The 19,521-nt window shown below is 58.8% G+C and carries 20 protein-coding genes; 9 read left to right on the top strand and 11 right to left on the bottom strand.

Translation table 11 applies throughout. The features are described from left to right. Positions 1-13: 13 nt before the first annotated feature. Positions 14-763, bottom strand: coding sequence for a glutathione S-transferase family protein (locus D777_RS12800; protein WP_036132748.1), 750 nt, complete (start codon positions 761-763; stop codon positions 14-16). 231 nt (positions 764-994) lie between these two features. Here D777_RS12800 and D777_RS12795 point away from each other — a divergent pair, with 231 nt between their 5' ends. Both D777_RS12795 and D777_RS12790 read left to right on the top strand, forming a co-directional pair. Then, positions 995-1,894, top strand: a complete 900-nt coding sequence (locus D777_RS12795) for a PEP-CTERM sorting domain-containing protein (protein ID WP_036132746.1) — start codon at positions 995-997, stop codon at positions 1,892-1,894. Between the two features lie 169 nt (positions 1,895-2,063). Further along, a complete protein-coding gene (locus D777_RS12790; protein ID WP_227501760.1) occupies positions 2,064-3,023 on the top strand; it encodes an META domain-containing protein in 960 nt (319 codons plus the stop codon). Here D777_RS12790 and D777_RS12785 read toward each other — a convergent pair. After that, positions 3,020-3,913: a substrate-binding periplasmic protein gene (locus D777_RS12785; protein WP_227501759.1), complete on the bottom strand. Its 894-nt coding sequence runs from the start codon at positions 3,911-3,913 to the stop codon at positions 3,020-3,022. The two genes, D777_RS12790 and D777_RS12785, sit on opposite strands and share 4 nt — an antisense overlap. A gap of 91 nt (positions 3,914-4,004) precedes the next feature. Here D777_RS12785 and D777_RS12780 point away from each other — a divergent pair, with 91 nt between their 5' ends. The 5 genes from D777_RS12780 (at position 4,005) to D777_RS12760 (ending at position 7,934) form a co-directional block, all read left to right on the top strand. Further along, on the top strand, positions 4,005-5,105 hold the full coding sequence (locus D777_RS12780) for a M14 family zinc carboxypeptidase (protein WP_036132744.1): 1,101 nt from the start codon (positions 4,005-4,007) through the stop codon (positions 5,103-5,105). 1 nt (position 5,106) lies between these two features. Beyond that, entirely contained in the window at positions 5,107-5,844 is a 738-nt protein-coding gene (locus tag D777_RS12775) for an alpha/beta fold hydrolase (RefSeq protein ID WP_036132741.1), read from the top strand. A 91-nt stretch (positions 5,845-5,935) separates the two neighbouring features. After that, positions 5,936-6,553, top strand: coding sequence for a glutathione S-transferase family protein (locus D777_RS12770; protein ID WP_036132739.1), 618 nt, complete (start codon positions 5,936-5,938; stop codon positions 6,551-6,553). 38 nt (positions 6,554-6,591) lie between these two features. Further along, positions 6,592-7,257: a glutathione S-transferase family protein gene (locus tag D777_RS12765; RefSeq protein ID WP_036132738.1), complete on the top strand. Its 666-nt coding sequence runs from the start codon at positions 6,592-6,594 to the stop codon at positions 7,255-7,257. Positions 7,258-7,319: 62 nt separating this feature from the next. Next, positions 7,320-7,934: a DUF4202 domain-containing protein gene (locus tag D777_RS12760; protein WP_036132737.1), complete on the top strand. Its 615-nt coding sequence runs from the start codon at positions 7,320-7,322 to the stop codon at positions 7,932-7,934. On the opposite strand, the gene trpC is transcribed toward D777_RS12760, so the two are convergent. The 6 genes from trpC to rpe all read right to left on the bottom strand — a co-directional run bounded on the left by trpC (position 7,935) and on the right by rpe (position 13,563). Then, on the bottom strand, positions 7,935-8,756 hold the full coding sequence (gene trpC / locus D777_RS12755) for an indole-3-glycerol phosphate synthase TrpC (protein WP_036132735.1): 822 nt from the start codon (positions 8,754-8,756) through the stop codon (positions 7,935-7,937). It abuts the gene before it with no gap. A 67-nt stretch (positions 8,757-8,823) separates the two neighbouring features. Further along, positions 8,824-9,852, bottom strand: coding sequence for an anthranilate phosphoribosyltransferase (gene trpD / locus D777_RS12750; RefSeq protein ID WP_036132734.1), 1,029 nt, complete (start codon positions 9,850-9,852; stop codon positions 8,824-8,826). A gap of 14 nt (positions 9,853-9,866) precedes the next feature. Continuing rightward, on the bottom strand, positions 9,867-10,445 hold the full coding sequence (locus D777_RS12745) for an aminodeoxychorismate/anthranilate synthase component II (RefSeq protein ID WP_036132732.1): 579 nt from the start codon (positions 10,443-10,445) through the stop codon (positions 9,867-9,869). Between the two features lie 16 nt (positions 10,446-10,461). Continuing rightward, on the bottom strand, positions 10,462-11,949 hold the full coding sequence (gene trpE, locus D777_RS12740) for an anthranilate synthase component I (RefSeq protein ID WP_036132730.1): 1,488 nt from the start codon (positions 11,947-11,949) through the stop codon (positions 10,462-10,464). Positions 11,950-12,190: 241 nt separating this feature from the next. Continuing rightward, positions 12,191-12,880 carry a phosphoglycolate phosphatase gene (locus D777_RS12735; RefSeq protein ID WP_036132729.1) on the bottom strand — a complete coding sequence of 230 codons (690 nt, stop codon included), beginning with the start codon at positions 12,878-12,880 and terminating at the stop codon, positions 12,191-12,193. Further along, complete coding sequence (rpe, locus tag D777_RS12730) at positions 12,877-13,563, bottom strand: ribulose-phosphate 3-epimerase (protein ID WP_036132728.1); 687 nt, start codon at positions 13,561-13,563, stop codon at positions 12,877-12,879. The genes D777_RS12735 and rpe overlap by 4 nt, the downstream gene beginning before the upstream one ends. A gap of 100 nt (positions 13,564-13,663) precedes the next feature. On the opposite strand from rpe, the gene D777_RS12725 reads away from it, so the two are divergent. Beyond that, positions 13,664-14,461, top strand: a complete 798-nt coding sequence (locus D777_RS12725) for a DUF3530 family protein (RefSeq protein ID WP_051669091.1) — start codon at positions 13,664-13,666, stop codon at positions 14,459-14,461. Positions 14,462-14,479: 18 nt separating this feature from the next. Here the strand turns inward: D777_RS12725 and D777_RS12720 are convergent, their stop codons facing one another. The 3 genes from D777_RS12720 to D777_RS12710 are packed head-to-tail and all read right to left on the bottom strand — an operon-like array spanning position 14,480 to position 16,962. Then, positions 14,480-15,241, bottom strand: a complete 762-nt coding sequence (locus D777_RS12720; RefSeq protein WP_036132727.1) for a DnaJ domain-containing protein — start codon at positions 15,239-15,241, stop codon at positions 14,480-14,482. A gap of 3 nt (positions 15,242-15,244) precedes the next feature. Beyond that, a complete protein-coding gene (gene murU / locus D777_RS12715; RefSeq protein ID WP_036132726.1) occupies positions 15,245-15,925 on the bottom strand; it encodes an N-acetylmuramate alpha-1-phosphate uridylyltransferase MurU in 681 nt (226 codons plus the stop codon). A 5-nt stretch (positions 15,926-15,930) separates the two neighbouring features. Then, positions 15,931-16,962 carry an aminoglycoside phosphotransferase family protein gene (locus D777_RS12710; RefSeq protein WP_036132725.1) on the bottom strand — a complete coding sequence of 344 codons (1,032 nt, stop codon included), beginning with the start codon at positions 16,960-16,962 and terminating at the stop codon, positions 15,931-15,933. A 297-nt stretch (positions 16,963-17,259) separates the two neighbouring features. Between D777_RS12710 and D777_RS12705 the strand changes: the two genes are divergently transcribed. Continuing rightward, the gene (locus D777_RS12705) at positions 17,260-19,503 is read left to right on the top strand and encodes an LPS-assembly protein LptD (RefSeq protein WP_201443376.1); all 2,244 of its coding nucleotides are present in this window, start codon (positions 17,260-17,262) and stop codon (positions 19,501-19,503) included. Positions 19,504-19,521: the final 18 nt, after the last annotated feature.

The raw sequence follows: 19,521 nt of genomic DNA, 5'->3' as shown, positions 1-19,521 counted from the left end.
GCCACGGAGCCAGTTATTGTCCCGCCTTGCGATGCTGGTTGTAGATTTCGGCAATGGTCTGGAGTCGGGGGTTCCAACGTTCCAGCCAGGCCTTGACGTCCTTAGGGATCTGCCGGTCTTTCGGCCAGGGCACGGGATAGGCGTCGGGCTGGAACAGGGGCGCAAACAGGGCCGCCGCCGCCAGATCGGCGCGGGAGAATTGATTGCCAGCCAGAAATGGCTGTTTCCCGTATAGGTCCGTGAGCTCAGTCAGCAGGCTTTCCATAGTCTCCCGGGACGTCTCAGCCGTCTTGTCGTTGATTTTCATCCACTTCCGCATGACTTCATTGACGCGGCTGAAAGCAAGGCTGACCAGAAACCGGTTGTAGAAGGGAGTCCCGGCAGTCAGCAAGGGGACCACAGCTTTGGGGCGCTGCAGGAAATGGTGGTAGGAGTAGCAGCGAACGGCCGGCCCGAGTTCATCGTCGAGTCGTTTCTCCCAGGCGATGGCTTGTTCGCGGATCGACGGATCGTCAGGGGTTAGCGACCGTTCGGGAAACGTTTCATCCAGATAGTCGATAATGCGGGCCGAGCCCTGCACCACATGCCCATCATGATCCAGCACCGGAACGGACGAATCTGCCCCGGTCAGTTGCCGAATCACATTCACATGCTGACCTGGAAGCAGCGTCACGGTCTGGTAATTGATCTGCTTATGATCGAGAGCCCAGCGAACTTTTTCGCAGTAATGGGAAATAGCGAACTGATAGAGCTTGATGGCCATGAGGTGCCTCCTGATGCTGAGCCCAAAGGATAGCGTTCGAACGGATTCAGATGAAGAGGGAGGCAAACACAGCCCGCCCGCGGGTCAAGTGTCGAGTGATTTTACGCACAGGCATGATTGTGGCTCTGAGTATGTTTCTAATTGCATGAAATAAAAATAAATAGTTGAGTTTGGCAAGGAATCCGCTTAGGTCGTGAGGCAACGAAAGACCTGAAAAAAAGGAGTTTAATCATGAAAAAACAATGGATCGCGGGAACAGCGGGTGTTGCTGCCGCAATGATGATGAGTTCTGCTGCAATGGCGGCACCGATTACTGCCGATGTGGTGTTCCTGGTGGATGAGTCCGGCTCAATGAGTGGTGAGCACAATTGGCTTAGCACGATGATTGCGAGTCTCGAATCCGGGCTTCAGGCCGAGGGTGTGGGTGTCACCGATGCCAACCGCTATTCCCTGGTGGGCTTCGGTGGCGCTGATTCCTATTACAGTGGAAATCATCTGGATCCTCATGCCCACGACATGGGTGGGTCGGACTGGGGTAGCTCCTCCGACTTTGCAACAGCCACCGGCTCACTGGTGACTACGGGTGGTACTGAGGACGGTTGGAATGCTCTGGATTGGGCGATCAATAATCTGAGCTACCGGAGTGACGCGGCTGTTAACTTCGTCCTGGTGACAGACGAGGACCGCGATAACACTAACGGCGCGTTGGACTCCTCGTCGCTGTTGTCTGGTCTTAGCGGGCTGAACGCCCTCCTGAACGTGGTCGTGAATAACCCGTTCTCCTGTGATGGCGCGGGTTCCGCAATTGGTGTGGACAGCGATGCGAACGGTTTCCAGGCAGACGGTTCCGGTGGTTACACTGAGTGCGCGGGTGACGGCATTGTTGGCAATGGATACGGAACTACAGAAACCGACTACGTGGACCTGGCGCTTGCCAGTGGTGGTGCCGGCTGGGATCTGAACATCCTCCGCAGTGGCGGCGCCAATGCGCAGTCGTTCACCAAGTCTTTCATCGACACCAAGGTCGAGGAAATCACCGAGCAGCCTCCGGTATCCGTTCCTGAGCCGGGTACTCTCGCTCTGCTGGGTCTCGGACTCTCTGGCCTGGCCTTCCGTCGCAGAAAGGCCTGATTCGCCAAGTTGTATCAAAAGGGCTGCCTACGGCAGCCCTTTTTTGTTAAATACTGTCAAATAATTTTACGTATCACAGTTTCTCTTCCTGTCCGATAACTTCGATGGCGATGACCAATGGCGGGCAGTACACTGTAGCCCGCTGTCCATTTCAGAAAGGGAACTCAATATGACTTTGCGACGAGTATGGATGCTGTCCGTCGTGACTGTGATCAACGTCGTGTTATCCGCCTGCTCAACACTGTCAGGAACCGATGACTCTTCAGGCATAGCGTACGCCTGCGGGGAGCTGGACATCCGGGTGTCGAGGGGGGAGAAATCGAACCTGTTGAATGTCGAGTATCAGGACAAGCATCTGTTACTCAAATCGTCCGAGAGTGCGTCCGGAGCTTTGTACATTGCGCCAGGGGAGGACGATACCCGCTTTTGGAGCAAGGGTGAGAAAGCGCGGTTTACGGTTCAGGGCGAGACCTACCCCGAGTGTTTGCAGCCGGGTGATGTCAGCATGCCGTTTGAAGCTGGCGGCAACGAGCCGTTCTGGCATGTGACGGTGGATTCGTCAAACCTCGTTTTGCTTCGTCCCTACGAACAAGGCCCTGCTCTGACCTTGCCTGTTGAGGTGATTGAATCGAACCGGCATGGCCGAGTGTTTGGTGCCGAGGGGGAAAATATCCGGGTGGTTCTCACCGTGGCCCGGCAACTGTGCGAAGACACCATGTCAGATGCCCAATTCCCTAATCAGGCTCAACTTGACGTCAATGGTGAGGTCTTCAATGGATGCGGTGGCGACCCCGAGCGACTGTTCCGGGGGGTGGAGTGGCAGGTTCAGAAACTTGGCAATGACGCACTCATTGAGCGCTCTCGTGCAACGATCCGGTTCCTCGCGGACAACCGAATTGCCGGGGAGGCTTCGTGCAATCGCTTTAGTGGCCGATACAGGTTGACGGGGGAGGGGAGATTGGTTGTCACGGGGATCGTTTCGACCCGGATGGCGTGCGCGTCGGAACTGATGGCGCAGGAACAACGTTTTCTGGAGATGCTGGGGCAGGCCTCAAGGCTTACGATCGGTCGAAACGGAGAGCTCCGGTTGATCTCGGAAGGCGGGAGGAATATCACCGCAACCCATTAGGGTTGTGACAAGCCATAGGGCGCCAGGATCTGCTCGAACTTCCCGGACTCGCGAAGCTTGATGATCCCCTGTGAAAGCAGTTTTGACAGTTTGGGTGAATCGGATTTGGCGGGCGAAAAGGCAATGTAGAACGGTGATTCATAGATCATCGCAGCCTGACGAGGAACGATGCTGTGGTCGGAATTCCGGATTGTCCAGTTCATGACCGCCTGATCCTCGGGAAACACATCGGATCGCCCCTGCTCCAGAAGCTCAATCGCCCGGTTCAGTGGCGATGTGCCCGAGAGCACCAATACCCTTGCAGGATCGTCCTTGTGACGATCGACGTAGGCATCGATTTCCGGGGAGTAGGAGTACCCATTGATCACCATCAAGGTTTGATCCTGAAGGGACTCAATACCCTCCCACTGCCAGTCACTTTCAGGGTTCGTGAATAGTGCGGTTCGTGAGTATCCGCTGGCCTGATCGGGAAACACGAAGTTTGGCGCATCGGACACAAAGGCGCCGACGACGGCATCGATATGCCCACTCTCAGTCTGTTGCAGCGCTCGGGCCCAGCTCATATTCACGTATTGTACCTTGATACCCGAGAGGGCAAAGGCTTCCCGGGCGATATCCACTGCGTAGCCCTCATCCGGGCTGCCTGCGGTGCAGTTGTGAGGGCACCAGGGATCGGCAGCAATCGTAACCACGGCATCGGGTCTGGTGGGAGAAGGCATCGTGGCGTTTGAAGTCTCGCCATTCTGTGTCGCTGGATTTTGTGGTGCCTGTTCCCCGACAGGTTCTTCCGACGGTGAACAGGCCGTCAGAGCCAACAGGCAAAGGGTAATCAATAATTTCGGCATGGTGATTTGACCAATGGGCCGCAGCGCGGCGCTTATTGTTATCATAGCGCCTGTTGCCTGACTTGTAATCCGCGTGGTCGTCAAACAGTTGTAGTATTCCATCTTTAAACTCCGACCGTTTAGGGAGGAGTTCCGCATGACAGAGTTGCGAGCAATCACACCCCATGCTGCGATCCCCGCAGAACAGGCGACACGTGACAGCCGGCAGCGGCGGCTATTACGGTTATTCCTTCCGGAGATGATCCAGTTGGAACGGCTTCTTGCAGAGGCTCCTGACCTGATCTCCACATCCGTTGTCGACCGGGTCGGCCTCAAGGATCTCGCCTTGCCCATATACCGTGCTGATCTTGGCAGCGACCGGCCTGATGCGCCGGTCATACTGCTGGTTGGCGGGGTTCATGGCCTTGAGCGGATTGGCAGCCAGGTGGTACTGGCGTGGCTGGGTTCGGCCCTGGCCAGGCTGCGTTGGGATGACAGCTTCCGGCAACTGCTGGAGAGAGTCCGGATCACTGTATTGCCAATTCTGAATCCGGGAGGTATGTACCTCAATCAGCGTAGCAATCCAAACGGTGTCGATCTGATGCGCAATGCGCCGATCACGGCTCAGGATCGCAGTGCCTTCCTGCTCGGAGGTCAACGCCTGTCTCCCCGGCTGCCGTGGTACACGGGTGACCCGGAACAGGGCATGGAGGCAGAGAATCAGGCCCTTGAGTCGGTGATTCGGGAGCTGCTTCCGGGTCGGCCATTCAGCCTGGCGCTGGATTGCCATTCCGGATTTGGCTGGCAGGATCAGATCTGGTTTCCCTATGCCTATCGACGACGCCCAATGCGGCGCATCGCGTCAGTGATGGCCCTCAAACTAATCTGGGAGCAGGCCTATCCCAACCATGACTACCAGTTCGAGCCTCAGTCCCGCCATTACCTGACCCACGGCGACCTCTGGGATTATTTCTACAAGCAGATCAATCGCGACAATGCGGGCGTTTTCCTGCCGCTAACCCTCGAGATGGGCTCCTGGCGCTGGATACGTAAACGCCCGAGGCAGTTGCTTCGGTTGCAGGGATTTTTCAATCCGCTGGTGCCTCATCGCCACAAACGGGTATTGCGGACACATCTGACCTGGATCGACTTTCTGATGCATGCCGCAGCGAGCCATGAAAACTGGTTGCCGGCCAGGGAAGAGGAGTCCATGCTGAGGGAAGCGGCCATCATGCACTGGTATCGGGACCAGCCATAACATGCACTGGATTCTATTGCGTGGACTAACCCGGGAGCAGGGACATTGGGGAGCATTCCCCGAGCAGCTGAAATCCGCGTTTCCGGAACACGATTTTCACACCGTGGACCTTCCGGGCACCGGTGTGCATTTTCATGACCCCAGCCCCGACAACATTCCCGCCATCCGGCAAGCGGTGCGCCGCCAGGTGGACCACATTCCCCGACCCTTCAGTATCCTGGCCCTATCGATGGGTGGGATGGTCGCTCTGGACTGGGCGCAGAATGCGCCAGAGGGTGAAATTCAGCATCTGGTGCTGATCAACACCAGCTCGGGATTCAGTCCGCCCTGGCGGCGAATGCGGCCCGGTGTATGGCCCAGGGTTGTCCGATTGATCGCTCGCAGGGAATTGTTTGAGCGGGAGCGGGATATCCTCCGGCTGACCTCTAACCGCGAGCCGTCCCTGGAGTTGGTCAAGCAATGGTATCGCATTCAGCGCCAGCGCCCGGTCAGTCCGGGGAACGCATTCAGGCAACTGTCTGCGGCTGCCCGATACACCCCGGGCAAAAAGCGACCGATGCCGGAAGCTCTGTTATTGGCGAGTCAGGGTGATCGCCTGGTGCACTGGAGGTGTAGCTCCGTACTTGAACAGCGTTGGCAGTGGACTCTGAAAGTCCATCCGAATGCGGGCCACGACCTGCCTCTGGATGAACCGGAGTGGATTCTGCGCCAGATGTCTGACTGGATCTCTCGCTGGTAAGGTTGCTTGACGCAACTCTTTTTTCACGTCAGTCTCTGGAATGACAAAACAGTCCATCAGAACCTGATACCCCGGAACGGAGCCGACAAGAATGAAAATCTTCGAAACCAAGACTGCCCCCAATCCCCGCCGAGTCCGCATGTTTATGGCGGAAAAGGGGCTGCTGGAAAAGGCAGAGTTTGTTGAGGTTGATATTCAGAAGGGAGAGAACCTCACTCCGGAGTTTGCTGCTCGCAACCCGATGAAGAAAGTGCCGGTGATGGAGTTGGACGACGGTACCTGCATTGCCGAAACCATGGCCATCTGCCGTTACTTCGAAGAAAGCTACCCGGATACGCCCCACCTTCTGGGTGATACACCGTTGGAGAAGGCCCATATCGAACAATGGATGCGCTGGATCGAATTGTTCTTTTTCATGCCCACCGGCATGTGTTTCCAGCATACTAGTGGCTACTTCAAGGACCGCATGAACCCGATCAAGGAATGGGGTGAGGAGTGTGGTCAGAACGTCGAAAAGTTCATGCACTTCCTGAACAAGCACCTTGAGGGCAAAGAGTACATCTGTTGCGATCGTTTCACCGCGGCAGACATCAACGCCTTCACCACGCTCGCCTTTGCCCGGGTCGTGAATATCCGGATCAAACCCGAGCAGACCAATCTCCAGGCCTGGTTTGACCGCATCAAGGCCCGCCCTTCTGCCCAGGTTTGACCTGGGTTGCTCCACATCAGACGTGCCTGGAGGCCAATGTGATTGATCTTTATACCTCTCCGACTCCCAATGGACACAAGGTTTCGGTCTTGCTTGAAGAAATGGGCGTCGAGTACAACCTGATCCCGGTTGATCTGTCGAAGAATGAGCAGAAGACTCCGGAGTTTCTGGGGATGAATCCCAACGGTCGCATTCCGGTCATTGTGGATCGTGATAACGACGATTTTGTGGTGTTCGAGTCCGGCGCCATCATGGTCTACCTGGCCGAGAAGTATGGCCAGTTCTATCCGACCGATCCGAAGGTCAGATCCAGAGCGCTGCAATGGCTGATGTTCCAGATGGGTGGCGTCGGACCGATGATGGGACAGGCGAACGTTTTCTACCGCTATTTTCCTGAGAAAATCCAGCCTGCCATCGACCGCTACCAGCATGAGTGCCGCCGGCTGTTCGAAGTGCTTGATACACGGCTGGGCGAATCCGCTTACCTGGCCGGAGATGAGATCACCATTGCCGACTTTGCCAACTGGTGCTGGGTGCGGACCTACAACTGGTCGGGGGTGTCGATGGAGGGGCTGGATAACCTGGAACGATGGGTTAACGAACTGTATGCTCGTCCGGGATGCCAGACTGGTGTTCGCAAACCGGAACGCCCCCGGGATGCCGAACAGTTGGTCCGGAATGCCCAGACCATGGTGACCCGGTGACGGTTGCCCTGAAAATGACTGGGCTTCTTTGAACACGATTTCCGACAGTAACAGGACTGACGATGAACTCACCGGATGCCTTGCAGTGCGCCCTGGACAGTATTGACCAGGCCAACCGGAGCGACCCCAATCGCGAGACGGTCGAGGGTGAAGCTCTGCCCCGTGAATACGCCTACAGCCTGCATATGACTCGCTGGCTACAGGCGCTCGAGCCGGCGCCCTCTGAGCGTATGCAGATTGCCTGCCGTGCCCAGCACATCGAACGCTGGACCCTGGCTCGAAGCGAGTATCCGGAAGGACGCAAAGGCTACTACGCGTGGCGTCAGGCTTGTGGACGTATGCACGGCCGGCGAGCGGCCGAAATCATGGCTGCGTGTGGTTATCCTGAGGAGGAATGCAGTCGCGTGGAAACCATCCTGACCAAGCGCGAGCTGAGACAGGATCCGGATACTCAGCTGCTGGAAGATGTGGCCTGCATGGTGTTTCTGGAACGCTACTTCGCTCAGTTCTTCGAGGACAACCCGGATTACGATAAGGAAAAATGGCTGAGGATTGTGCGCAGGACCTGGGGCAAGATGACGCCGAGGGGCCATGAAGCGGCGTTGAAGCTGGCGGAGGGGATGCCAGCCCACCTGCTGAGTTTGTTGCAGGAAGCACTGGAGGAACCGGAAGGCTGATCAGCCTTCCGGGAAGAACAGCTCCTGGAGCTTGTCGCCGGGCTCTGGTGCCCGCATGAAGGACTCTCCCACCAGGAAGCCATAGATGCCTCGGCTGGTCATGGCGTCTACGTCTTCACGGGTCATGATGCCACTTTCCGTGATTGTTAACCGATCCGCACTGATGCGCTCGTGCAGGCTGAAGGTGGTATCGAGTGAGACATCGAACGTGTGCAGGTTCCGGTTGTTGATGCCCACCAGAGGGGTGCTCAGAGTCAGGGCATCTTCCAGTTCTTCACCGTCGTGCACCTCGACCAGCACATCCAGCCCGATCTCATGGGCAATGCCTTCCAGTTCCTGCATCTGGTATTTGGTCAGGCAGGCGGCAATCAGCAGGATGCAGTCCGCTCCGATGGCCCGGCTTTCATACACCTGATAGGGCGCCACCATAAAGTCCTTGCGGATGACCGGCAGGCTGCAGGCTGCGCGGGCGGCTTTCAGGTAGTCTTCGTGGCCCTGGAAGAAATCCCGGTCAGTGAGCACAGAGAGACAAGCGGCTCCGCCCTGTTCGTAGCTTTCTGCAATACGGGCAGGCTCGAAAGGGTCACGGAGAATGCCTTTGCTCGGCGATGCCTTCTTGATCTCGGCGATAACGGCCGGTGTTTGTTGCTCGATGCGTGCGCGAAGCGCGTCGGCAAACCCGCGAGCCGCTGGCTGGTCTCCCGCCATCGCTTTCAGGTCATCCACGGAAACTTTCCGCTTCCGTTCGTCGATTTCTTCCCACTTACGGTCAACGATTTTGCGCAGAATGGTAGGTGTTTTATCCAGGTGTCTGTTGCTCATAGTGTCGGACTCTGGTGCCAGAGCCGCTGACCGGCGGCTCCCGGAGATCATGATTGCCTTCAGGCGGTTAGAAACATTGAGAGAAATCAGCCAGCTCGGACATCTTGCCCGCCGCCAGGCCGGAACCCATCGCATCCAAAGCCATATCGACACCGGCTTTGGGCGTTTCCGCCAGACCTGCGACATAGATGGCCGCGCCAGCATTGAGGGCGATCATGTCCCTGGCTTTCTCGGTGACCTCGTCGTGTGTGCGACCAAAGGCTGCCCTGATCAGTGCCAGGGATTCCTCGGAGGATTCCACGGAAAGCCCGACCAGCGACTGGCTCTTGATGCCAAGCTCTTCCGGCGTGAGATCGTACTCGGTTATTTCGCCGTTCTTCAGCTCCGCCACGTGGGTCGCTGAGGCCAGGCTGATCTCATCAAGACCGTCTTTGGAGCACACGACCATGATGTGCTCCGCGCCCAGACGCGACAGGACTTCGGCCATCGGTCGGCACAGCTCCCGGGTGAACACACCGATCAACTGGCGTTTCACGCCGGCCGGGTTGGTCATCGGGCCGAGGATGTTGAAGATGGTGCGGCAACCAAGCTCACGGCGGGGGCCGATGGCGTGCTTCATGGCGCCGTGATGGGCCGGAGCAAACATAAAACCAACGCCGATCTGCTCGACACAGCGGGCGACCTGCTCCGGGGTCATGTTCAGGTTGATGCCTGCCTTCTCGATCAGGTCGGCACTGCCGCTCTTGGATGACACGCCGCGGTTGCCGTGTTTGGCGACATAGCCACCCGCCGCAGCCACCACAAACGAGGCTGCCGAGGACACGTTGAACAGGTTGGCGCCGTCACCACCGGTTCCCACGATATCCACCAGTGGGGAGGCATTCACGGTTACGCCGGTGGCCAGTTCGCGCATGACTTCGGTGGCACCCGTAATCTCGTCGATGGTTTCGCTTTTCAGGCGCAATCCCATGAGAAAGGCACCGATCTGGGCATCCGTTGCCTCGCCGTTCATGACGATACGCATGACATCTTTCATTTCCTCCCGGGACAGGTCCAGGTTGGAGGCAATGCGGTTAAGAGCTTCTTTCATGTCCATGTGTCAGCCTCTTGTTATGTTCTCAGGAAGTTGCGCAGCAATTCATGGCCCTGTTCCGTCATGATGGATTCGGGGTGGAACTGAACGCCTTCGATCGGCAGGGTTTTATGGCGGACACCCATGATTTCTTCAATGGAGCCGTCTTCATTGCGTGTCCAGGCGGTGACTTCCAGGCAATCCGGCAGGGTATTCTTGTCGATCACCAGACTGTGGTACCGGGTTGCCTGCAACGGATTGCTCAGCCCGCGAAACACACCAATATCGTTGTGGTACACCGGCGATACCTTGCCGTGCATGACCCGTCCGGCGCGGATGATGTCACCACCGAATACCTGCCCGATGGACTGGTGGCCAAGGCAGATGCCGAGAATGGGGAGCTTGCCAGCGAAATGCCGAATCGCGTCCATGGAAATGCCGGCCTCGTTGGGGGTGCAGGGGCCCGGAGAAACCACCAGACGCTCTGGCTTCAGGGCTTCAATCTGCTCCACAGTGATCTCGTCATTGCGGTATACCTGAACGTCGGCGCCAAGTTCGGCGAGATACTGGACCACGTTATAGGTGAAGGAATCGTAGTTATCGATCATCAGCAACATAATTCGTTCCTCCGCCTCAGTGATCGTAGTCGTTATAGGTCATGGCGACGGCCCGGAAAATGGCGCGCCCCTTGTTCATGGTTTCCTTCCACTCGAGGCGGGGAACAGAGTCGGCCACCACACCGGCACCGGCCTGGATGTGCAGCGTGTCGTCCTTGATGACGGCGGTACGAATAGCGATCGCGGTGTCCATGTTGCCGTTGAACGAGAGGTAACCGACCGCGCCGCCGTAGACGCCGCGCTTGACCGGTTCCAGTTCATCGATGATTTCCATGGCGCGGATCTTGGGAGCGCCACTAAGCGTGCCGGCAGGCAACGTGGCGCGCAGCACGTCCAGGCAGCTGGTGCCTTCTTTCAAGCGGCCGGTCACATTGGAGACAATGTGCATAACGTGGGAATAGCGCTCCACGATCATCTTGTCGGTCAGCTTCACCGTGCCGGTTTCCGAGACCCGGCCGGCATCGTTTCGGCCCAGATCGATCAGCATCAGGTGCTCGGCGATTTCCTTGGGGTCGGCCAGCAGCTCCTTCTCCAGTGCATTGTCTTCAGCATCGGTTGCGCCGCGTTTACGGGTGCCGGCGATGGGGCGCACCGTGACCTCTTCATCCTCGACCCGGGCCAGAATTTCCGGCGACGAGCCCACAATGTGGAAGTCTTCCAGGTCCAGGAAGTACATGTAAGGCGACGGATTCAGTACTCGCAGCGAGCGGTAGAGGTTCAGGGGCGGTGCTTCGAACGGAATGGACATGCGCTGGGAAATGACGGTCTGCATCACGTCTCCGTCCAGCACATACTCCTTGATCTTGTCGACCGCGGCCTCGAACTTGTCCTGGGTAAAGCCGGAGACAAAGTCGCTTTCATCAACCACCTTTCCGCGCAGGTGTTCCGGGGTTCTGGGCGCGTTGGCCGTCTGCCGGTGCAGTTTGGCTTCCAGCTCATCGATCCTTGCCTGGGCCTGTTCGAACGCGCCCCGATCGGCCGGATCTACGTGTACGATCAGGTGCAGCTTGCCACGCAGGTTGTCGAAGACAACGATCTCATCCGACACCATCAGCAGGATATCGGGTGTGCCGATCTTGTCGGGCGGGCAGCTGGGGCGCAGGCGTTTCTCAATGTAGCGCACGGTGTCGTAGCCGAAGTAGCCGACCAGCCCGCCATTGAAACGGGGCAGCTCCGGAAGATCCGGCGCATTGAAACGTGCCTGGTACTCGTCCACAAAGGCCAGTGGATCTGCCACCTCGGATTGTTCCACGATCTCGCCGTTTCGGCTTATTTCGATGCGGTGGTCATAGACCTTGAGCACTTCTCGGCTGGGCAGGCCAATGATCGAGTATCGACCCCATTTCTCACCGCCCTGCACGGATTCGAACAGGTAGGAATAGGGGCCGCTGGCAAGCTTGAGATAGGTGCTCAGTGGCGTGTCGAGATCGGCAAGTACTTCGCGGAAGACGGGGATTCGGTTATAGCCGGCTTGGGCGAGCTCGGAAAATTGCTCGGGTGTCATGTCTCGGTTTCCTGAAATCTGATCTGCGTGAGCGAAGGAAAAGCCCCGATGGCTTCTTCGCTGGTGGTGCGGTCTCGACAGGCAGGCGCCAGTCAGCCGCCGGGCTTACTCAGCCGGTGCGCCATCGCCACCATCGTGTTGCGCGGGTTGTGAGGATGCCTCGCGCTGCTGTCAGATTCAGTCCCTGCACGGCAGGAATCTCCCGAAAAATTGAAGTATTCAATGAGAACGTCCTTGGAGGTTACAAAAGCTCGGCCAGCGAATCAACAACTGCGTCTGCGCCGAGGCTATCGACGGAGCCGCCAAAGTTGTACCCGTAGCGCACGGCAACGCATGGAATATTGGCTGCAAGTGCGGCATTCACGTCTGCGGCGGAGTCCCCAATCACGACCGTGGTGCCGGGGCTGCCCCCGAGCTGTTCCATGGCATGCAGCAGCGGAGCAGGGTCCGGCTTCTTGACGGCCAGGGTATCGCCACCAATCGACAGTTCAAACCATTGGTCCAGTCCGGTTTGCTCGAGCAAGGGAGCCACAAACTGATCGGGTTTATTGGTCACGATTCCCAGGCGGCAGCCCAGCGCTTTCAGGTGCGCAAGACAGGGCACTACACCCTCAAAGACCTGGGCGTGACGACCGTTGTGCTGACCATAACAGTGATAAAAAATAGCCAGGGCGTCCTTGAAAAGAGCGTCGTCCTTCGGTTCCGCAGGCTCCCAATTGGTCTTTCCGGCCAGTGCCCGACGCACCAGGATCGCAGCGCCATTGCCGACCCAATCGCGCACCCTGTCCAGACCTGCGGGCGTGCGGCCCAGATGTTCAAGCATCTGGTCAACGGCGGCCGCGAGATCCGGAGCGCTGTCAACCAGAGTGCCGTCCAGGTCGAACAGGGCAACGCCTGGCCAGCGGGCATTGAACAGGCCGCTCAGGCTCATTGGCCGACAGCCCTGCGGGCCTGCTCGAGTTCGGCGCGCATGGCGTCGATGGTGGCCCTGTAATCATCAGTGTTGAAGATGGCAGAGCCGGCCACAAAGGTGTCGGCACCGGCTTCGGCAATTTCACGGATATTGTCGGTTTTCACGCCGCCATCGATTTCGAGCCGGATGTTGTAGTTGCTGGCGTCGATCCGCTTGCGGGCTTCACGCAGTTTGTCGAGGGTGCCGGGAATGAATTTCTGGCCACCAAAGCCCGGGTTCACCGACATCAGCAGGATCATATCCAGCTTGTCCATGACATGGTCGATGTAGCTCAGCGGGGTCGCCGGATTAAAAACCAGACCGGCCTTGCAGCCGCCGTCACGGATCAGCTGAAGTGAGCGGTCGATGTGGTTGCTGGCTTCCGGGTGAAAAGTGATATAACTGGCCCCTGCGTCGATGAACATGCGGATCAGATCGTCGACCGGCGATACCATCAGGTGCACGTCGATGGGCGCTGTGACGCCGTGTTTGCGGAGAGCCTCGCAGACCATGGGGCCGATTGTCAGGTTTGGTACGTAATGGTTGTCCATGACGTCGAAGTGAACAACGTCGGCACCAGCATTCAGGACGTTATCGACTTCCTCGCCCAGGCGAGCAAAATCGGCGGACAGGATGGACGGGGCGATCAGGTAGGGATTCATGGCGGCTCTCTCGATCTCGGGCAATAGTTGTGCAGCGCCTGCCGCACGCTAAATCGAGTGCTAGTCTAACAGTTTGGATGGTTTTTTCGGAGCCGTATTCATGCTCAATCGTCAAAGACGTTTTTTGTTGCTTTTGCTGGCCCTGTTTACAGGGCTGTGTGAGGGTGTGTCGGGCGATGAGCAGGCGCGGTCAGCGGTCTATACTGGTGTGGGGCAGCAGTCCCTCGCTGAACGCTTTCCCGACGCCGCCCGTTGGCTGGAGCTGGAGAATGATGGCCGGGCGCTTGGCTTGATGTTTCCCGAGCAGGATCCGCCGGCGGCCGGCGCGGCTCTGATTTTGGCGGATGTTGGTGAAACGGCGGCCTCGGGGCTTGCCGGCGATCTGGGTCGTCACCTGGCGGAACGGGGTTGGGCGGCGCTGACTCTCGGGATGGAAGCGCCGGGGCCCGGATTGCAGCGCCTGCTGGAGCAGCCGGTGGTGGCGTCGGATGCTGGTGACGAGGCGAAGAGTGATGGCGGCGAGCAGGGTGGCTCGTCGGTGATGATCGATATGATGGACGAATCCGGCACAGGTAATGATCCCCTGGAGCGCCACTATGCCCATGTGCGTAAGCTGGTGGAAGCCGGGCTGGCGGATCTTGCCGGGCAGGGGTACCAGAGGATCGCGCTGGTGGGCGTTGGGCATGCCTGCAATTATCTGGTCGAGGAAGCCTGGGAGGGCACCGAACCCGTGGGCCTGATCTGGGTGGAGCCGGTGTTTTATCCGACGCAGAAGCTTGCCGTGGCTGAGCGTCGGAAGGCCGCAAATGGCCTTCAGGTGCTGGAACTGGAATTGTCCGGTGAGGCGATGGCCAGCCGGATTGCGGCCTGGCTAACGAAGACGTCCACGTCGGGATAAGGACGGGTTTCCGTACCTTTAGCGGGCGGCCTTGTGACGTCGTTTGATCAGTTCCCAGGCTTGCTGGTAGCGCAGTAGGCGGTCCTTGGCGGCGCGTTGTTCGATGGCGTCCATGTGCTGTTGTGCCAGTTTGTCCGGGTGGCACTCGGAGACTTTGCGTCGATAGGCGCGCTTGATGTCGGTCAGAGTCTCGCGTCTAGTGACGCCCAGCAGCTGGCAGGCCTGTTCATAGCTTGTTGGCTGCGGCAGATTGTCTGCCTGGCGCCGCCAGACTTTGCTGGCGTAGCTCTCGAAAATGTCGTCGCTGACGGAGACCGGCAGGCCCATCTGGTCGATGGCATCCTCGCACCGGTATCGGCGGGACTTGCCGGGCTGCCCTTTTAATTGCGAGCCATGGCACAGGCAGATGGCCACGGTGATGGCAGGCGCCGGCCAGAGGCGGTTGCTCAAGCGGAATGACAGCCCCCTGACGCGCGGTAATTCGTTGACCGATTTGCCTTCCTGGAACCAGTTGATGGCTCGTTTTCTCTGGCGCTGGGACAGCTTCAGGGCCTTGATGACGCCCTCGGCATAACCAATGTCTGCCTCGGTGACCCGGCCCTCGGCCTTGGCGATGTAACCGAGAAAGAAAAACAGCGGTCGCCGGCACCAGCCGGGCAGTCGAGCCCGGTCGAGAAGGGTCGGCGCCTGATGCCCGCACGCGGCCAGTTCCCGCAGCAGGCCGGAAAACTCCGCTTCCATCCGTGCAGGCAATGTGGGTGGTGGGCTGTTTCTGGTCACGACTCAATACGCTCCGGCTCTTAGTCTCTGGTCCAGTTCGCCAAGACGCTCCGGCGTACCCACGTCTACCCAGTGCCCGGGGTGGTAGAGGCCGGCCACCCGGTTCCGTGACATGGCCTGGCGCAGCACTGGTCCGAGCTTTCCGGCCTGATCATCCAGACCGTCAAACAGGCGCCGGTGCAACAGGCTGATGCCGGTGAACGTAAGCCGGCTTTCACCGGTGTCGGAGACCACACCGTCGGCTCCAAGGTGGAAATCTCCGTCCGGATGATGGGGTGGGTTATCGGTGAGCACCAGCAGCGCATCCCGGTCTTTTGGTGGCGTCAGAGTAGTCAGGTCGAAATCGCTCCAGATGTCGCCATTGATCACCAGAAACCACTCGCTGCCAGTCTTGGTCAGTCGTGGCAGTGCGCGAACAATGCCGCCTGCGGTTTCCAGCGGCGAGCCCTCGGGGGAGTATTCGATGGTCAGCCCAAAACGTTCCCCGTGGCCAAGAGCCGTTTCGATCTGCTCGCCGAGCCAGGCATGATTGATCACCACGTCATGAAAGCCGGCCCGCGCCAGATTCTCCAGATGGTGCACGATCAGCGCCTTGCCACCGACTTCAAGCAAGGGCTTGGGGGTGGTCAGGGTAAGTGGGCGCATGCGTTCGCCTTTGCCAGCAGCAAGAATCATGGCTTTCACCGGTGTCAGAGCTCCGTGTCGGATGGGGTGCCGAGTTTTTGTTCGACCACCGGCATTACCCCTTCGAGCAGCCACTCATGGAAATGGCGGAGGGCGGGTTGGCGGCTGCTGGCGCTGATGAGGTAACCGACGGTGCGAGGAATGTCGTTCAGGTAACCGGTCTTGCCGTCGCGAATCGCGAGCCGGGCAAAAATGCCCGAGGCCTTGAGGTGTCGTTGCATGCCCATCAGCTCAAACCACTGACGGAACGTCTCCGGGTCGGCCTTGTGAAGGCCAGCGTCCAGGCTGAGCTGCCGGAAGAACTCCAACCACTCGGCGACTTTCGGCTCGGGCCACTCAATGTAGCAATCCTTTAACAGGGACACCGCGTCATAGGTCACCGGGCCGCTGACGGCGTCCTGGAAGTCGATGACGCCGGGGCGGTCAGTTCCAGGGCGAACCAGAAGGTTGCGCGAGTGGTAGTCCCGGTGCACGGTCACCTCTGGCTGCGCCAGCGCGCTCTCACGGAGAAAGGCAAAGGCGGTGTCGAGCAGGCAGCGCTCGCCGTTGCTCAGTTCCATGCCTAGTTGCTTTTCCAGTAGCCAGTCGGGGAACAGGGCCATTTCCCGGTCCAGCAATGCCTGGTCATAGGGCGGTAAAGGGTAATCCGCCGGTGGCGTTGCCTTCTGGATATCAACCAGCTCTCTCAGCGCGCCCCGGTAGAGACGGTCTGCGGAGTCATTGTCGAGCTGCCCGAGCATGAGGTGGTCGCCCAGATCTTCCAGCAGCAGGAATCCGCGTTGCAGGTTCTGCTGCAGGATCTCGGGTACGTCAATTCCCTGCCGGTGCCAATGTGTCGCAATGGCGACGAATGGCCCGCAATCTTCGTGCTCGGGAGGCGCATCCATCACGATCACTGGCGTGGAAGTGCTGTTATTTCGCCAAACCCGGAAATAGCGTCGGAAGCTGGCATCGCCGGAGACCGGTTCGGCGGAGGCCTGGTCGAATCCGGGGAACTGTCTGACCCAGTCGGTCAGCTCCTGCAGGCGTGTATCCATGGTCTGGTTGGTCTTCCTGAATAATGGGTTGTTACTGTCTTCGAAAGTTAGCAGAGGAGTATAAAGGGGGTAAATCGGTTTTGCAGCGGAGTTTCCGTTAACAAGCCTGAGGGGCACGTGTAAACTAGGCGCCTGTTAAATGACACGATACCCACCACTCATCCGGAACAGGAATTCGCGACTGTGCCATTTCCCGAACGCCCTTTGCTGAAGCCTGTGTGCCGGATCGCCGGGCTGCTGGTGGTTGGCGCGGTGAGCGGGCAGTCGCTGGCGGAGCCGGCACCCACTGCGGCCGAGATGGACTGGCGGCCAAAGGCCGAATTACCGGAGTCTGTCAGAAACAGGCTGCCTGCCTTCTGCGAGGGCGGCTACTTGCCGTCAGGCGACGGGGTTGGAGATGCACTCGGAGCCGAAACCGGTTCTGTCGCTCCCCTGGAAGCCAGCAGTCTCAATGCCCGTTATGAGATTGATCAGACGCTGCAGTTGGATGGTGACGTTCAGCTCAGGCAGGGTGGTTTCCAGGTGAACGGATCGTCCGCTCGCTACGATCAGCAGCAGAATGCCGTTTCCATATCCGGGCCACTGGTGAGTCGGGGGCAGGGCTTCCTGCTGACCGGCCAGCGTGCGGACTATCAGGTTGATACCGGTCGGTTTGACATTAATAGCGCGACCTTCCTCCTGCATGGCCCGGAAATGCGCGGCAGCGCGGCAAGCCTGACCCGGTTGGCAGGTGACCAGGTGGACATCCGGGATGGGCTGCTGACCACTTGTGGGCCGGGTCGGAATGACTGGGCGATTGTTGCATCGGAAATCGAACTGAAACGGGCAGAGGGCTTCGGCACCGCAAAACATGTGCGCCTGGAAGTGCTGGATGTGCCCGTCTTCTACTGGCCGTGGGCCAGCTTTCCGATTGATGACCGCCGCAAGACCGGTTTCCTGTACCCGCAATTCGGTTCCTCCAGTGCCGGTAGCGGGGCCTTCCTGGCGGTTCCATACTATCTCAACCTGGCGCCGCACTACGACGCCACACTGACCCCCCAGTACCACCATGGCCGCGGACTGTTTACCGAAGCCGAAGGACGTTATCTGAGCGGTCTCGGAGAGACCGTTTTGCAGGTTGGCTACATCGGCAACGATTCCGCGTACGAGGATGAGAACCCGGGAGCGGATGGCGAGCGATGGGCGCTGGATGCGACCACCCGCGCCGAGTTTGGTTATGGTTGGTCAGGGTACGGCGATTTCTCTGTGGTCAGCGACGAGGATTATCTGGGAGACCTGAACCGCAGCCTGGCGATCAATACGGCCACCCATCTTCAGCGCAAGGGCGGGCTGCGTTACCGGAGTGATGCCCAGTATTTTGAAATCTACCTGAATGATTACCAGACCGTTGCTGACCGGATCGCAGAGGTCGACAAACCCTACGCGCAGCTGCCGGAAGTGCTCTACGGCGGCACGGCGGAGCTTGGCTGGTTCGAGGCCGGTCTGGAAAGCCAGTACACCTGGTTCGATCGAGACAACGAAACCCTGACCGGCCTGGATCGGGCCACCGGACAGCGTCTGCGGGCGATTCCTGAGCTGGCGCTGCCCATGCGTTCGCTGTGGGGCTTCAGCCGACCCTCGGTGAGTGTGGATTACACTCGCTACCAACTGGACGACTATTCCCTGGGAGATGGCCGATTCGACCGCACCGTGCCGGTGGCGGAATGGGATAATGGGCTCTATTTCGATCGCCGGTCGACATTGTTTGATGTGCCCTACAACCAGACCCTGGAGCCGAGGCTTTACTATGTTTGGGCTGATGCCGATGCCGACCAGAACGAGATCCCGGATTTTGACACGGATCTGAAAACCTTCCGATTTGATCAGCTCTTTCAGCCGGACCGTTTTTCCGGCGGTGACCGGGTGGGAGATGCCAACCAGTTGACCGTTGCCCTGACCAGCCGTTTCAATGACCTGGTGACCGGTGCGGAGCGTGCTCGATTCAGCATCGGTCAGGTGCAGTATTTTGAGGATCGGGAAGTGACGCTGTTCGGCGAAGGTGCGGGTACCCGTAGCCGATCTCCGCTTGCGGGTGAACTGGTGTTGCACCCCCTGGACACGCTGGAAATCCGGTCGTCCGGTCTCTGGGATCCCGATACCGGAGATACCGAAGAAGGGCGCAGCCAGCTGATCTTCCACTCCGACGATTACCGATACCTCGCCAGCATTGGCCATACCTATAGCCGGGCCGAGCTGGAGCAGACGGACATTGCCGGTGTCCTGCCGGTGACCGACCAGGTCAGTCTGATCGGTCGCTGGGTGCACGATTCAATTCTGGATCGGACGGTAGGTTCGCTGGCAGGCGTGGAATATAACAACTGTTGCTGGAGTGTTCAGGTGGTGCATCAGAACTACCTGACCGACGATCAGGAGCTGGACAGTCGGATACTGTTCCAGGTTCAACTCAAAGGGCTTGGAGGCAGTGGCGGTTCGTCGTCCCGGATCTCCGAGGCCATCTACGGCTTTGATGAGCGCGAGCGTCGCCGGTTCGGAACTCCGTGACGGAAAAGAGGACTAACC

The organism is Marinobacter nitratireducens (genome assembly GCF_000708045.1).
Lineage (GTDB): Bacteria > Pseudomonadota > Gammaproteobacteria > Pseudomonadales > Oleiphilaceae > Marinobacter > Marinobacter nitratireducens.
This window is presented reverse-complemented; position numbering and strand designations above follow the sequence as displayed.